This is a genomic window from Streptomyces sp. 5-10, assembly GCF_014712245.1.
Classification (GTDB): Bacteria; Actinomycetota; Actinomycetes; order Streptomycetales; family Streptomycetaceae; genus Streptomyces; species Streptomyces violaceusniger.
The window spans coordinates 49,028-63,609 of sequence record NZ_JACVYG010000058.1; the positions used below are offsets into that span (position 1 = coordinate 49,028).

Below are 14,582 nucleotides of genomic sequence, written 5' to 3' on the forward strand. Positions count from 1 at the left end.
GGCCACAGGTCGGCACCGTCGGGGCGACGGGTCGGCACGCGTCCACCGGCTGCGGCTCTCAGCACGCGTCCACCGGCTTCCCCTCGGTGAGGTGGTAGGCGGCGCGGCCGTCCAGCAGCAGCGGCACCAGCGCGCGGGCCGACTGGCGCAGCGGTACGAAGGCGCTTCCGTCGCCCTTGACGCGGCGCACGGTCACCCCGTGCAGGGCCAGCTCGTCCCGCACCTCGCCGTAACTCTCGGCGTCCAGCCAGTAGCCGCACGGCGGGTCCTGGAGGACCGTGCCCTCCTCCGGCGGTTCGTTGTCGGCGCCGCCGAGGTAGACCGGGCCCCGGTCGGCGTACCCGGCCAGCCGCGCCGCCGTCGTGGCCGCCTCGATCCGGGCGCGCCGCTGGGTGATGAAGTCGAAGGTGCCGTTCAGGGCCGCCAGGTGGGAGCCCACCCGGCGGCGGTTGTTGAGGGCGGGGTCGGCCTTCTCGGCGTCGGTGAGCGGATCGACCCGGGTCTCGGCCAGCAGCCCGACGGCGGCCTTGACGCCCGCGGTGTTGCGCAGGATCCGCTCCTGGCCGTCGCCCGCCACCTGCTTGACCGGTTCGCCGGTCTCGGGGTCGGTCCAGATGCCGTAGACGCCGGTGGTGTGGCCCGCGGCCTCGACGCTCGGGCGCACATAGGCGTCCGACAGGGTACGCGCCTCGCGGTGCACCGGGGCTTCGGTGTTGAGGTTGCGCGGCCACAGCGCCAGCAGATCCTTCACGTAGTACGGCTCGGTGGCACCGTATTCGTGCAGGTCGTAGACGGTGTCCGGGCGCCAGTCGCGGATGACGCCCGCCATCGCGCGGGACTCGGCGGTGGAGAGCGCGATGTGGTCGCGGTTGATGTCCACGCCGTCGGAGTTGCCGCGGGTGTCGGCGGCGCGGCCGTCAGGGTTGGCGGTCGGGACGACGAGCACCTGGGTGTGCTCCAGGAAGCGCCGGGTCCGGCCGTCCTTGGCGTAGGCGAGGTCGCGGATGGTGGTCAGACACGCCTCGCGGCCGGAGGGCTCGTCGCCGTGCTGGGAGCAGATCAGCAGCAGGACGTTGCCGCGCGCCGCCCGGGCCGGATCGGCGGGCGCGGCCGGTGCGCCGATCCGCACCAGCCGCAGCGGCCGCCCCTGCGCGGTGGCGCCGATGCGGTCGACGGCGACGCGCGGAGCGGCCTTGTCGACGGCCGTGAGGAAGTCCGCCTCCTCGGCCTGGGTGGTCCACCGTGCGCCATGGCTGACCTCGAACCCGGTACGCGGCGGGCGCTGTTCGGCCCGCGCGGGCGCGCTGAGGAACGACCCGGTCAGCAGCGCACCGATCGCGCCGCAGGTGGCGCTGCGGATGAGGGGTGACCGCGAGAACACGAAGGACCTCCTGGGGTGAGGGGATGGGGTGCGATATCGGTGATGGCGTCCTGCCGGGCCCGCCGCCGGTGGGCCCCCGCGCGGCGGCGGGGACCCACCGGCGCGGGTCAGTCGCGGGCGGACAGGGACGGGAGCGGGGTCCGGTGGTGCGGGGCCCGTACGCCCTTCAGGGGCGGTGTGGCCGCCGCGCGCGAGGGCGCGGCCGCGGCCTTCGGGGCGCCGCCGACCAGCGGCAGACGGGCCGAGGTGCGGGGCAGGTCCAGGGTCAGCCGCGGGGTGGTGGACGGCGGTTCGACGAGGCCCGCGTCCGTACCGGCGATGATCAGGCCGAGGCGGTGGCCGGCCGGGACGACATGGTCGGTCGCCGCGAGGTCGAGGGTGATGGTGTACGCCTTGCCCGCGGTCAGCGGGCGGCCCTTGCCGTCCTCCGCGAAGTGACCGAGGTCGGCCCAGCCCCGGCTGAAGACCGTGTAGTCCACGTCCTCCTTGTCGGCGGCGGTCTCCTTGAAACAGGCGCTGTCGCCCTCCGTGCCGCTGCCCCAGCAGGTGCGCCGGTCGAGGGTGGTGATCCCCTCGCCGGCCGCCGTGTAGTCGCGGATGGTGGCCGGGCCGAGGTCGACCAGGACCGCGGAGAGATGGGCGCTGGTGGTGGAGGGCGTGGCGGTGACGGTGACCGTGCCGGAGCCGGACAGCCGCAGGTCCTTCGTGAGCGGACCGGTGGTGAAGCCCGCCTTGCCGGGCGTCGAGGTGTCGATCGCCGAGGACCAGTCGGCCTCGCTCAGGGCGGGGTCGTCGGTGAAGGTCTCGGTCGCGCCGGGCTCGGCCCGCTCGGTGCCGAGGACGCCCACGCCCGCCGTGGCGCCGCCGCGCGGGCGCAAGGTGGTCTGCCGGGTGCCGGAGGGGGGCCAGACGCGGTCGGTGGACCACTGGTCGGGGGCGCGCTCGACATCGGCCATCGGCTCGCGCTCGACGCCGTTGTCGATACCGAGGAGGTAGTGGTCGAACCAGCGGTGCAGGGTGCGCACCCACTCCCCGCGCCGGAAGTCGAACGGGTCGACATGCCCGGCCTGGGAGAGCCAGATCTTGCGCTCGACGCCCGCGTCGGCGAGGGCGTTCCACCACTGGCCGAGGTGCTTGGTGCGGACGTTGAGGTCCTGCGCCCCGTGGACGGCGAAGACGCTGGCCCGCACCTTGTCCACGTCCGGGACGTAATCGCGGGCGGTCCACAGGCCGGTCCAGTCGCCGTTGCGCGGGGCGCCCTCGACGAGACGTTTCTGTATGGCGGCGCAGCGGGCGTGGGCGTCGTCGCTCTCGACGGCGTCCGAGAGCCCGTCGGGGCCGGAGTCGAAGAGCGCGGCGCCCTTGGCGAAGTAGTAGTCGTACCAGGAGGAGATGGCGCCGATGGGCACGATGGTCTTGAGCCCCTTGACGCCGGTGGCGGCGACCCCGTTGGCGATGGTGCCGTCGTAGCTCTTGCCGATCATGCCGGTGGCGCCGTTGGTCCAGTTCGCCTTGACCGTCTGCCCGCCGGTGCGGGTGCGGTACGCGGTCGCGCGGCCGTTCAGCCAGTCGACCACGGCCTTGGCGGAGAGGATGTCGGAGCGGCCGCCGATGTCCACACAGCCGTCGGAGCGGTTGGTTCCGGCGAGGTCGACCAGGACGGTGGCGTAGCCGCGCGGGACGAAGTAGTTGTCGTAGAAGAGCGGGAATCGGACCGGGTTCCCGGCCGCGTCATAGGTCTTGGTCTGGCTCTCGTTGCCGCGCCCGCAGCAGGAGTAGTACGGGCTGGCGTCCATGATGACGGGGATGCGGCGGCCCTGAGCGGCCGGTTCGCGCGGTCGCACGATGTCGACGGCGACCCGGTCGGTCCGTCCGTCCCCGTCGCCGTCGATCGTGGTGTCCACCCATACGGATTCGCGGATGGCGTTCTCGTAGGAGTAGACAGGTCTGCTTTCTGATGGGCCGTCCGCTTCACTGTCCGATCTGCTCTGCACGGCGGAGGCGGCGGAGGCGGCGGAAGCGGCGGAAGCGGCGTGGGCGGCCGGTGCGCCGAGCGGCGGCAGTAGCGATACGGCGGCGGCGACCAGCGCGGTGACCGCCGACAGCACGAGTGTGGTCCAGGGGATGCGGGATGTCCGCGTCGGTAGCAGCACGGGCGGACGGTAGCGCGAGTCAACTCCTGTACAGAAGAGGGCGATACGTGTCGTGGGCGGGTCCGAGTCGATACGCGTTGCGTCCGGATGTCGATTGGATGTCGGACGGCGTGATGGACGTGAGGTGCGTGTGAGGAGTACATAGGGTCACGAGTGATCGTTCTCCCCTACGAGTTGGAGGACTCGTGCGTCACCACAGACTCCTCGTACCGGGCGCGGCCGCGGCCTGCCTGCTGCTGGCGATCCCGGCATCGGCGGCCGATGCCACGCCGGGCGCCCCCGGCATCGGGGACTCCTACTACCCCTCGTACGGCAACGGCGGGTACGACGTCTCCCACTACGACCTGCGGCTGAGGTACCAGCCGAAGACGGACCGGCTGGAGGGCACGGCGACGATCGTGGCCGACGCCCGGCAGGATCTGTCCCGGTTCAACCTGGACTTCGCGCTCGATGTGAGCGAGGTGCTGGTGGGCGGGAAGAAGGCCGCCTTCAAGGCGACCGGCGACCATGAGCTGGAGATCACCCCGGCCGCGCCGCTGACCTCCGGCCGCCCCTTCACCGTGGTCGTGCGCTACAGCGGTACGCCCTCGAAGGTGGTGGCGAACGGCTTCACCTCCTGGCTGCGCACCCCGGACGGCGGGATCGCGGCCAATGAGCCGGAGTCGGCGTGGTGGTGGTTCCCGAGCAATGACCATCCGCTGGACAAGGCCACCTACGACGTGTCGGTGACCGTGCCGGACGGAACGCAGGCGATCAGCAACGGCACCCTCCAGTCGACCAGTTCGAAGCTGGGCTGGACCCGCTACGTCTGGCGCTCCAGCAAGCCGCAGGCCACGTATCTGGCCACGCTGGCGGTGGGCAAGTTCGACATCACGACGGACACCACCGCCAACGGTCTGCCGGTGATCAACGCCTACAGCAAGGACCTCGGGGACAACGCGGGGGCGGCGCGGGCGAGCGTGGAGCGGTCGGCGGAGATCGTGGACTGGGAGTCCACGGTCTTCGGCCCGTACCCCTTCGACGCGCTGGGCGGCTATGTGCCCAATGTGCCCACGGGCTACGCGCTGGAGACCCAGACCCGGCCGTTCTACAGCCCGAAGGGGTTCGCCAAGGGCGCGAACACCTCGCTGGTCGTGCATGAGCTGGCCCATCAGTGGTTCGGCGACAGCGTCTCGCTGAAGGACTGGCGCGACATCTGGATCAACGAGGGCTTCGCCAGCTACGCACAGTGGCTGTGGTCGGAGAAGGAGGGCGAGGGCACCGCGCAGGAGCTGGCGGACTACACCTACGCCTATTACCCGGCCGACGACCCCTTCTGGAAGGTCGAGCCGGGCGACCCGGGGCCGGAGAACCAGTTCCATGACGCGGTGTACGACCGGGGCGCGCTGGCCCTCCAGGCGCTGCGGAACCACATCGGCGACAAGGACTTCTTCGCGATCCTGAAGGGCTGGACGGCGGAGCACCGGTACGGGAACGCCTCCGTCAAGGACTTCGTGACCTATGCGGAGAAGGTGTCGGGCAAGCCGCTGGCCTCGCTCTTCGACACCTGGCTGTTCACCCCGTCGAAGCCGGCCGCGGCGCAGGCACGGGCGGCGGAGCCGAGCCCGGCCAAGGCGCCGGTGCGGCCGAAGTCGTGGCAGCGGATCCAGGACACGCACAACGCCCACGGACGCTGAGCCACCCGGGCCCCGGCCGGGTCCCCCCACCCCGGCCGGGGCCTGGCGCCTCCGGTCTGAGCAGGTCGGAGGAAGTCCGCTACGGTTCGGGCAGCGCCCCGAAGGGGCGCGGGGAACTGCGCGACCAGCCACGATGCGGCCGCAGACGCACGACGGCATTTCGCGGCACTTCCCGCGGAGCGCTTAGCGCTTGGCGGAGTGCTGGTAGGCCGTACGCGCCCAGAGGTAGCCGCCGACCGCCAGGGCGGTGCACCAGGCGAGGGCGATGAGGGCGCTGTTGCCGATCTCCGTGCCCATCAGCAGACCCCGCAGCGTCTCGATGACGGGGGTGAAGGGCTGGTACTCGGCGAACCAGCGCAGCCCGTCGGGCATGGACTCCGTGGGAACGATGGCGCTGCCCATGAAGGGGAGGAACTGCAGGGGCAGGGGTATGTTGCTCGCGGACTCGAGGGTCTTGGCCATCAGGCCGATCGCCGCCGCGACCCAGGTGAGCGCCAGCGTGACCAGGGCGAGCAGACCGGCGACCGCGAGCCATTCGACGGGGGTGGCATCCGGCCGGAAGCCGATGAGCAGCGCGACGCCGATGACGAAGGCGATGCTGATCAGCGTCTGGATCACGCTGCCCACGACATGCCCGGTGAGGAAGGACGCCCGGGAGATCGCCATGGTGCGGAAGCGGTTGACGATGCCCTCGGTCATATCGACGCAGATGCCCACCGCGGTGACCAGGGCCCCGGAGGTCGCGGCCATCAGGATGATGCCGGGCGCGACATAGTCGATATATCGATCGCTCCCCCCGCCGCCGGTGCCACCACCGGACATCCCGCCGATCCCGGCGCCGAGGGCCCCGCCGAAGGCATAGTTGAACAGCAGCAGCATCAGCACGGGCATCGCCACGACCGAGGCCGTCATGGAGGGATAGCGCTGTGCGTGCTTCAGATTGCGGCGCAGCATCGTCAGCGAGTCGCGGGCGGCATAGGACAGGGCGGTCATCGGATGCTCTCCTTCGCGGTGCCGACGCGCTCGCCGGAGCCGGAGTGGCCGGTGAGGGTGAGGAAGACGTCGTCGAGATCGGGGGTGTGCACGGTCAGCCCCTCGGGCTCGATCGACGCGTCGTCCAGGACGGCGAGGACGGCCCGCAGGGTGGGGATGCCGCCGTCGCTGGGGACCTGAAGCGTGAGCGCTTCGCGGTCGGGTGCGGCGACGCCGAACAGGCCGGTGGCCGCGTCGAGTCCGGCCGCATCGGCGAACCGGAGGCGGATGTGGCCACCGGGGATCCGGCGCTTCAGCTCCTCCGCGGTGCCCTCGGCGACCAGCGTGCCATGGTCCAGGACGGCGATCCGGTCGGCGAGTTGATCGGCCTCCTCCAGATACTGCGTGGTCAGGAAGATGGTGACGCCCTCGTCGGCGACCAGTCCGCGGATGATCTCCCACATGATGCGGCGGCTGCGCGGATCGAGCCCGGTGGTGGGCTCGTCGAGGAAGATGATGCGCGGATCGCCGACCAGGGTCATCGCCAGGTCGAGCTTGCGGCGCATACCGCCCGAGAAGGTGACGACGGGCTTGCGGGCGGCCTCGGTCAGGTCGAAGCGGCGCAGCAGTTCGGCGGCGCGCCGCCGTCCCTCGCGGCGGTCCAGATGGTGGAGATCCGCCATGAGGAGCAGGTTCTCCTCGGCGGTCAGCAGATTGTCCACGGCCGAGAACTGGCCGGTGACGCCGATCGCGGCGCGCACGGCATCGGCGTCGCGGACCAGATCGTGGCCCGCGACCCGGGCCTGGCCGGAGTCGGCGGATATCAGCGTGGAGAGGATCTGCACGGTGGTGGTCTTGCCCGCGCCGTTGGGCCCGAGCATGGCGAAGATCGTGCCCTCGGGGATGCTCAGGTCGATGCCCTTGAGCACCGGCTTGTCACCGTAGGACTTGGTCAGTCCGGTGGCCGTGATCGCCGCCGGAAGGGTGGCGGTGGAACGCGCGGTCATGGCGGTCCTGTCTCTTCCAAGGGTTGTCATGGGTTGTTGCGGGTGGTTATGGGCTGTGAGTCATCGAGGTGCGCGGGTGTCAGGCGCGGCGGATCACGATGTCGCCGAACGCGGTGCGGGCGCGGATCTCGACCGTCTCCTCGGAGGCCTCGGGACTCTCGGCCGGTCCGAGGGAGGTGTGCACGCTGCCGAACCGGGTGTGGACGTCGAGCCAGGCGGCGGTGGACTCGCGGACGCCGACCTCGACATCGCCCGTGGCGGCCTGGAGCACGATCTGCCCGCGCACCGCCTCGTCGATCCGGATGCTGCCATTGGCCGACTTGGCGTCCACTCCCGCATGGGCGACGCCGACGGAGATGAGCCCGTTGGAGGAGGTGGCCCGCAGCTCGCCGACGACCTCGCCGACGACGGTGTCCCCGTTGCCGTTCTTGACCGTGGCCGCGCCCGCGACCGTGCCTATCTCGACCCGGCCGGAGCCGACGACATCGGCCTCTCCCGTGGCGCGGGCCAGGCGGACATCGCCGTGCGAGGTCCGCAGATGGGCGGTCGCCGCCTCGTCGACCTGGATGTCGCCGAGCGAGGTCTTGAGCCGGCAGTCCCCGAGACGGCCCTCGCAGAGGAAGTCCGCCAGCGGGGAGGTGGCCTGGAGGTCCGAGCCCGCCGGGAGCTCGATGGCCACCTCGATCGAGCCGGGCTTGCCGAACAGGCCGCGCTTCTTGGGCCCCTTGACCAGCAGGGTGCCGCCCGAACAGCTGACCTTGGTCTGCTCGGCGGCCCGGATGTCGGCCTCCTCGGCGGCGTCGTGCGGCCGGACCTCGACGACCGTGTCCAGGCGCTTTCCGGCGGTGATCCGGGCGGCGCCCATGTCGAATTCCAGGGTCACGGAGAGCGGTTCGGGTGTGTCGAAAGCAGGCATGGCTGTCCCGTCCTCATGGCGGTGGTGCGCGTTCCCGCTGGTCGCGCGGGTGAGATGGAATGTGGTGCGCTACTGCTGCGGAGTCAGCGGACCCAGCCCTTGTAGCTCTGCCGGCCCTTGGGGCGGCCACGACCGGCCGCGGCCGGGCGGGCCCGCTCGGCGGGCTCGAGCGCGGCGGCGACGGCACGGACCAGCCAGGCGTTGACCGAGAGACCCTCGGCTCCGGCGGCCTCCTCGACCCGGGTCTTGAGATGGGTGGGGAGGCGGAGGTTGATGCGCGCCGTGCCGCCCTCGTCGGCACGCGCCGTGCCGCCCTCGTCGGCCTCGGCGGGGACCGGCGGTATCGGCGCCCGGGCGGCGCCACCCGGCAGCTCCTCCGGCTCCTCGGCCTCCTCGTACGCCACCGCGAGCGGCGGGGGTGTCACCACGAACTCGGGGTCGAGCCCGCGCAGCCGCACATCGACCGAGCCGGGCGCGAGCTCGCGGGTCACCTCGTCCATGGCGGCGGACAGGGCGTTGAGCAGGGTGAGCCGGACGGCCGACTCCAGAGGTGTGGTGAGCCGCTCGGCCAGGGCGCGGGCTTCGTCGCCGCCCGCGTCCGCGGCCACCGCGAGCTCATGGCGGAGATTGTCGACGTACCGGGTGAGGTCCATGGCGCCATCATGGCACATCTTTGGCACCACGTCGAGGCTTCATGGCATCACGTGCGCCATCGATGGCGCCACCATGGCCCTATGGGTGGCACACCCCCTGGTCACGAGCGTGGCGCCGGGCCTCGCGGGCGATGGAGAGATAGCGCAGCCGCTCGGGCAGCAGCGGGACCACCACCCGCACGGCCCTCCCGAACCACCGCAGCCGCCGCTCCTGCCCCCGCGTCCACTCCAGCCCGATCGCCTCCCGCGCCTCCGGCGGCATCAGCCCGACGGTGAGGAAGGCGCGGAAACGGGTGAACAGCGGGCGCAGCAGCGGCCACAGCAGACGGAGCGGCAGCGCGCCCGGCGGGGGCACGGCCGCGTCGGGCGCGGCCAGTTCACGGGCGACGACGGTCGGCTCCAGCCGTTCCCGCACCATCGCGCGGTAGTAGGGCCAGAACTCCTCGACGGATCCCGGCATCTCGCGCTCGTCGATGCCCAGCACCCGCCCGATCCGCAGCCATTCCCCGTACAGCTGCCGCTCTTCGGCCGCGGTGAAGGGGCGGGTGCCCAGATAGCGCTGGGCGCGCAGATAGACCGGATAGCCGGTGGCGTGCACCCACGCGTAGACGGGCGGGTCCAGCGCCCGGTAGGGGCGGCCGTGCGCGTCCACGCCCTGTATGGCCGCGTGAAGCCTGCGCAGTCGGCGGCCCTCCGCCTCGGCCTCCGCGCCGCCGTACACCCACTGCTGCACCGAGCGCAGCGAGCGCTCCCCGCGTCCCCAGGGGTCGGTGCGGAAGACGGAGTGCTGGTCCACGCCCGCCCCGACGGCCGGATGCGCCACCTGCATGGTCATCGCGGCCGGCAGGGCGAGCACACTGCGCAGCTCCCCCGCCACGGCCCACAGGATGCCGCCCACAGGGGGCGGATCGTGGCCTTCGGCGGTGTGGCGGGGGCTCTGCGCGCTCATGGGTCCATCGGTGGTGGTGCGGTTACTTCTCTCCTGTTCCAGTGTGCGCGCTCGCACCGCCGTCGAGCGGGCGCAGGGTGAGCGTGTAGTCGTAGGCGCCGTCGGCCTTCACCCGGTACTGGTCGCGCACCGGGTTGGGGGTGTCGCCCACGCCGGTGACCGCGTGGTCGGCGTGCAGGGTGTTCCAGCCGTCGTTGCGCTTCAGGAAGTGCGGGTAGGCGGCGCGGTCGAGTTCGTCGTACGCGCTGGCGCCCGCCTCCAGGTCGCCGGAGACCAGCAGTCCGGCGCCGCCGCGGTCGGTGAGGGACGCCCAGCGCACATCGTCGTGGTTGCCGTGGTCCTGGGGCTTCAGATACTCCACGTACTGGTCCTCGACCGAGGAGGACCAGACGCCCATGGGGGTGCCGTCCTTACGGTCGTTGAGGTTTTCCACCGGTCCGCGCCCGTACCAGCGGAAGGTGCCGTACCGCTCGGGGACCTTCAGCTTGAGGCCGATCCTGGGCAGATAGGACAGGGTGCGGAAGTCGCCGCGCGCCTCGACCTGGTGCCGGATCCGGACCTGGCCCGCGCCGTCGACCCGGTAGGCCACGGTCTGCCCGAAGGACGCGCCGGTCACATCGGGCGCGGCGGCCGTGGAGCGGACGGTGACGGTGACCGTGCCGTCGTCGCCGGGGGTCACCTCGACACCGTCGACGGTGGTGCGCAGCCGGTCGAGACCCAGGGAGCGCCAGCGCTTGCCCTCGGCGGTGCCCCAGTCGGAGCGCTCATTGCTGATCGGGGCGCGCCAGGCGTCCAGTTCGGGGCCGGAGCGGAGCAGTTCGCGGCCCGCCACGCGCATCGAGGTGAGCGTGCCCTCCTTCTTGCCGAAGGTGTAGTGGAAGCCCTCGCCGCTGACCCGCACCGCCTCGCCGCTCTCGACGGCCTTTGCGGGCTTCTCGGCGGCCGGGGCGGGGGCGGGCTCGGGCACCTTGTCACCGCCGACCGCGAACTGGCCGAAGGAGACCACGTGTCCGGCCTTGGCCCAGTCGGTGGAGTGCGCGGTGACGGCCCGTACGGTCAGATGGCGCTCATAGCCGCCGGGGTTGGCGGGCGGGGCCGGGAGCTGGACCACGGCGCTCTCGCCGGGCCCGACGTCCAGGGCGCGGGTGCCGCTCGCGACGGTCCGCGCGCCCTCGGTCACCGTCCAGCGCAGCCGGAGGTCGTCGGTGCCGGTGAAGGCGCGCTCATTGGTGACCTTCACCTTGCCGGTGCGGGCGCCCTCGCCGCCCGGGTCGGTGATGCGGATGGGGGCCTGCGCCCAGGCCAGCTGGGCGGTCTCCGGCTCCGGGTCGCGGTCGGCGGTGACCAGGCCGTCCACACCGGATTCATAGAGGCCGTAGGAGAGATAGCTGCCCTTACGGGTGAAGTCGTCGAAGTTCAGGGCGATCAGGGCGTCGCGCTCGGGGTCCTGGCCGGCGGCGAGCCGCTCCGCGCCGAGTGCCGTGTCATAGACCCGGACCTGGTCGATGGTGCCCTTGGCGGTCCGGCCGGTCCAGCCGTCCTCCATGGTGTCGTTGTTCCGGCCGACGCCGAGGTCGAAGCCGGTGTAGTCGATGTGCCCGCTCCACTCGGTCTTGGCGAGCTCCTTACCGTCGGCATAGAGGCGCAGCGCGGTGCCGTCGTAGGTGCCGGTGACCCGGTGCCAGGCGCCGGTCCAGCCGTCGGGCACGGGGGCGGTGACGGTACGGGGCTTGCCGCCGCTGGTGATGGTGAATTCGAGGGTCTTCTCGTCCTTCATCCGCAGGACGTACTGATCGCCCTTGCTGACGATGGTGAAGTCCCCGGTCCAGGGCTCGGCCGGTTTGACGCGGGCGTCGAGGGTGACGGCGGTGCCGGTGAGGTCGAGCTTCGGATCGCGGTAGGTCTCGACGAAGTCGTCAAGACCGGACAGGTACAGCGCCTTGCCCTTGCCGCCATATCCGTCCACCACCTTGGGCTTGCCGGACAGGGAGGCGGCGATGTCATGGCCGGAGGAGTCGGGGGTGGTGATCAGCGGACGGCGGATGTTCTGCTCGGCCCAGTCCCAGATGAAGCCGCCCTGGGCGTTGGGGTAGGCGCGCATCACCTCCCAGAACTCGCGGAAGTTGCCCAGGCTGTTGCCCATGGCGTGGGCGTACTCGCCCATCACGATGGGCTTGGTGAAGGTCTTGGCCTTGGCTTCGAGGGAGGCCGGGGTGGGATAGCGGGGTCCGGCGATGTCCGCGAAGGGAGCGTCGCCGTCGGGGCGGTTGGACTGGTGGTAGAGCGGGCGGGTGGGCTCGTTCGCCCGGGTCCACTCCGCCATCGCGTAGTGCGCCTTGCCCAGCCCGGCCTCGTTCCCGGTGTCCCACATGATCACGCTGGGGTGGTTCTTGTCGCGCTCCACCATGCCCTGGTGGCGCTCGAGGAACGCCTTCTGCCATTCGGGGCGCTCGGCCAGGCAGTCGTCCGGGCAGTTCTCGTGGCTGTGGGTCTCGACCTCCATCTCGTCGTCGATCAGGATGCCCTCGCGGTCGGCGAGCTCATAGAGGTACGGGTCCGAGGGGTAGTGCGAGGTGCGGATCGCGTTGACGTTCAGCCGCTTCATCAGCCGGATGTCCTGCTCCATCCGGGCGCGGGTGGCATGGCGTCCGGTGGCCGGGTCGGTCTCGGCGCGGTTGACGCCACGGATCAGGATCCGCTTGCCGTTGAGCGTGAGCTGCTTGTCCTTGACCTCGATCTCGCGGAAACCGACGCTCTGGCGCACGGTCTGGATCACCTTGCCCTCCGGATCGCGCAGGGTGAGCACCAGCGCATAGAGGTTCGGCGTCTCGTCGGACCACTTGGCGGGGTTGGCGATCTGCCCGGTGAGCTCCGCCTTCCCGGCCTTCTCCGCGGCCGTCAGCCGCCGTACCTCACGCCCCTTGGGGTCGTAGAGCACACCGGTGACCTGGTGGGGTCCGCTCTTGTCGCTCCCGGTACGCGCGATGTCCACTTCGGTACGCAGCGTGGCATCCCGGTAGGAGGCGTCGAGATCGGTGGTGACGTACGCGTCCTCCATGCGGGTCGTCGGCGTGGAGTACAGCGAGACGGAGCGGAAGATGCCCGCGTAGCGCCACTGGTCGTAGTCCTCCAGATACGATCCCGCGCTCCAGCGGTGCACCTGGACGGCGATCCGGTTGGTGGCGCCGGGACGCAGATAGTCGGTCACATCGAACTCGGCGGGCACATAGCCGCCCTGGTCGTAGCCGACGTAGTGGCCGTTGACCCACAGGAACCAGCCGGAGGTGACCCCGTCGAAGCGGATCACCTGCCGCCGCCCGTCCCAGTCCCGGGGCACCGTGATGTCCCGGATGTACGCCCCGGTCGGGTTGGTGTCACGGGGCACCTTGGGCGGGTCGTCCGGTGCCATCTCGCTCTGGACGTTGCGGAACACCGGATGGTCGAGGTCGTCGGTCTGCCAGGTGTGCGGGACCTGGACGCGCTGCCACGCCGAGGCGTCGTAGCCGTCCTTCCAGAAGCCGCCCGGGGCGTTCTCCGGCCGGTCGGCCAGGGCGAACCGCCAGGATCCGTCCAGGCTGCGCTCCCACCGCGCGCGGTCGGGCCCGTCCGGCCGCAGCCGGGTGTGCGGGGGCTCCTGACCCTCGCCGGTGCGCTCCGGGTCCTCGAGATAGGTGTGCACATCGGCGGGGAACTTCCCCGCGTCCGGCGACCTCCCGGCGGCCGTGTCCGCGGCCGTGAGACCGAGGCCGACGGCGGTGGTCATGGCCAGCACCGCTCCGATCAATCGCCGCATTCGATACCTGCCGCGTTCCGAGCTCAATCCGACCCCACCTCACAGATTCGGAAGAAAACCAACACAGCTGAACGGCGTCGCACGCTATTCATCGGTAAAGAGAGCGTCAACAGGTCCTACCGATCTCGGTGTTCGGCGTGTGGCGGTGGGAGGTTTCACAGCGATGATGCGACAGCAATACTGATGAACCCGATCGGGCAGCAGCACAGCGGAGCAGGACGACGCGGAAGCGAGGCACGACCGATGACCACCCCCGGCACCGAGGAACCCACCCTCACCGTCGACGAGCTGGCGGCCCGCGCCGGGGTGACCGTGCGCACCGTGCGCTTCTACAGCACCCGCGGGCTGCTGCCGCCGCCCGCGATCGGGCCGCGCCGGGTCGGCCACTACGGCCCCGAGCACCTCTCCCGGCTGGCGCTGATCGAACAGTTGCAGCGCCACGGCATGACCCTGTCCGCCATCGAGCGCTATCTGAGCCAATTGCCACCGGATCTGAGCGAGAACGATCTGGCGATCCATCGCGCCCTGATCGCCTCCTGGGGTCCGGACGCCCCCGAGGAGGCGACCCGCGAGCAGCTGGACCGGCGGGCCGGGCGGGCGCTCACCGAGGAGGACATCGACCGGCTGGCCGCCCTGGGCGCGCTGGAGCCCACCGACGACCCGGCCCGGTTCCGAATCGACCCCAAGGTGCTCCATCTGGGGCTGCGGCTGCTGGAGGTGCCGATCGAACTGGAGACGATACGCACGGCCCACGCGGTCGTCCTGGAGCACACCCGCTCCGCGGCCCGGGAGCTCAGCCGGCTGTTCCGGGACGAGGTGTGGGGACCCGAGCGCGATCACGAGTCCGGGAGCGGGCCGGAGCGGATGCAGGCGAAGAAGTCGCTGTCGGCCCATATGCAGCCACTGGTGGTGGAGGCGCTGGTGATCGCGTTCCAGCGGTCGATGAAGCAGGAGCTGCGGGCCTGGTACGGGCAGGACGCGGACTGAGCGGGCCGGGGGCGGAGCCCCTGCCACGCGGCGAGCGGGCCGGGGCGGCGGCGCGGACCCGGGGCGGCACGGCGGGCCGGGGCGGCGCAGCGGGC

General features: G+C 71.4%; 10 protein-coding genes. 2 read left to right on the top strand and 8 right to left on the bottom strand.

Annotated elements, in window-relative coordinates:
* Positions 1-58: 58 nt before the first annotated feature.
* Together IEJ02_RS40085 and IEJ02_RS40090 are read right to left on the bottom strand one after the other, a co-directional pair.
* Positions 59-1,381, bottom strand: a complete 1,323-nt coding sequence (locus tag IEJ02_RS40085) for a M14 family metallopeptidase (protein ID WP_191069289.1) — start codon at positions 1,379-1,381, stop codon at positions 59-61.
* 107 nt (positions 1,382-1,488) lie between these two features.
* Entirely contained in the window at positions 1,489-3,534 is a 2,046-nt protein-coding gene (locus IEJ02_RS40090; RefSeq protein WP_317986041.1) for a Xaa-Pro dipeptidyl-peptidase, read from the bottom strand.
* Positions 3,535-3,719: 185 nt separating this feature from the next.
* Between IEJ02_RS40090 and IEJ02_RS40095 the strand changes: the two genes are divergently transcribed.
* Positions 3,720-5,210: a M1 family metallopeptidase gene (locus IEJ02_RS40095; protein ID WP_191069290.1), complete on the top strand. Its 1,491-nt coding sequence runs from the start codon at positions 3,720-3,722 to the stop codon at positions 5,208-5,210.
* 183 nt (positions 5,211-5,393) lie between these two features.
* Here IEJ02_RS40095 and IEJ02_RS40100 read toward each other — a convergent pair whose 3' ends face one another.
* From IEJ02_RS40100 to IEJ02_RS40125, 6 genes are all read right to left on the bottom strand, one after another.
* Positions 5,394-6,203: an ABC transporter permease gene (locus IEJ02_RS40100; protein WP_191069291.1), complete on the bottom strand. Its 810-nt coding sequence runs from the start codon at positions 6,201-6,203 to the stop codon at positions 5,394-5,396.
* Positions 6,200-7,189 (bottom strand): ATP-binding cassette domain-containing protein, encoded by a 990-nt coding sequence (locus tag IEJ02_RS40105; RefSeq protein ID WP_191069292.1) that lies wholly within the window; start codon positions 7,187-7,189, stop codon positions 6,200-6,202. The genes IEJ02_RS40100 and IEJ02_RS40105 overlap by 4 nt, the downstream gene beginning before the upstream one ends.
* A gap of 79 nt (positions 7,190-7,268) precedes the next feature.
* Positions 7,269-8,105 (bottom strand): DUF4097 family beta strand repeat-containing protein, encoded by an 837-nt coding sequence (locus IEJ02_RS40110; protein ID WP_191069293.1) that lies wholly within the window; start codon positions 8,103-8,105, stop codon positions 7,269-7,271.
* A gap of 83 nt (positions 8,106-8,188) precedes the next feature.
* Positions 8,189-8,758: a hypothetical protein gene (locus IEJ02_RS40115; RefSeq protein WP_191069294.1), complete on the bottom strand. Its 570-nt coding sequence runs from the start codon at positions 8,756-8,758 to the stop codon at positions 8,189-8,191.
* Between the two features lie 79 nt (positions 8,759-8,837).
* Positions 8,838-9,707, bottom strand: a complete 870-nt coding sequence (locus tag IEJ02_RS40120) for an oxygenase MpaB family protein (RefSeq protein WP_191069295.1) — start codon at positions 9,705-9,707, stop codon at positions 8,838-8,840.
* Positions 9,708-9,729: 22 nt separating this feature from the next.
* The gene (locus IEJ02_RS40125; protein WP_223865230.1) at positions 9,730-13,500 is read right to left on the bottom strand and encodes a glycoside hydrolase family 2 TIM barrel-domain containing protein; all 3,771 of its coding nucleotides are present in this window, start codon (positions 13,498-13,500) and stop codon (positions 9,730-9,732) included.
* A gap of 243 nt (positions 13,501-13,743) precedes the next feature.
* Here IEJ02_RS40125 and IEJ02_RS40130 point away from each other — a divergent pair, with 243 nt between their 5' ends.
* Positions 13,744-14,487, top strand: a complete 744-nt coding sequence (locus tag IEJ02_RS40130; RefSeq protein ID WP_191069296.1) for a MerR family transcriptional regulator — start codon at positions 13,744-13,746, stop codon at positions 14,485-14,487.
* Positions 14,488-14,582 lie beyond the last annotated feature (95 nt).

Excerpts from the sequence above, each read along its gene's own strand:
- IEJ02_RS40125 (WP_223865230.1), bottom strand. The coding sequence starts at position 13,500 with ATGCGGCGATTGATCGGAGCGGTGCTGGCCATGACCACCGCCGTCGGC.
- IEJ02_RS40120 (WP_191069295.1), bottom strand. The coding sequence starts at position 9,707 with ATGAGCGCGCAGAGCCCCCGCCACACCGCCGAAGGCCACGATCCGCCC.
- IEJ02_RS40110 (WP_191069293.1), bottom strand. The coding sequence starts at position 8,105 with ATGCCTGCTTTCGACACACCCGAACCGCTCTCCGTGACCCTGGAATTC.
- IEJ02_RS40130 (WP_191069296.1), top strand. The coding sequence starts at position 13,744 with ATGACCACCCCCGGCACCGAGGAACCCACCCTCACCGTCGACGAGCTG.
- IEJ02_RS40105 (WP_191069292.1), bottom strand. The coding sequence starts at position 7,189 with ATGACCGCGCGTTCCACCGCCACCCTTCCGGCGGCGATCACGGCCACC.
- IEJ02_RS40100 (WP_191069291.1), bottom strand. The coding sequence starts at position 6,203 with ATGACCGCCCTGTCCTATGCCGCCCGCGACTCGCTGACGATGCTGCGC.
- IEJ02_RS40115 (WP_191069294.1), bottom strand. The coding sequence starts at position 8,758 with ATGGACCTCACCCGGTACGTCGACAATCTCCGCCATGAGCTCGCGGTG.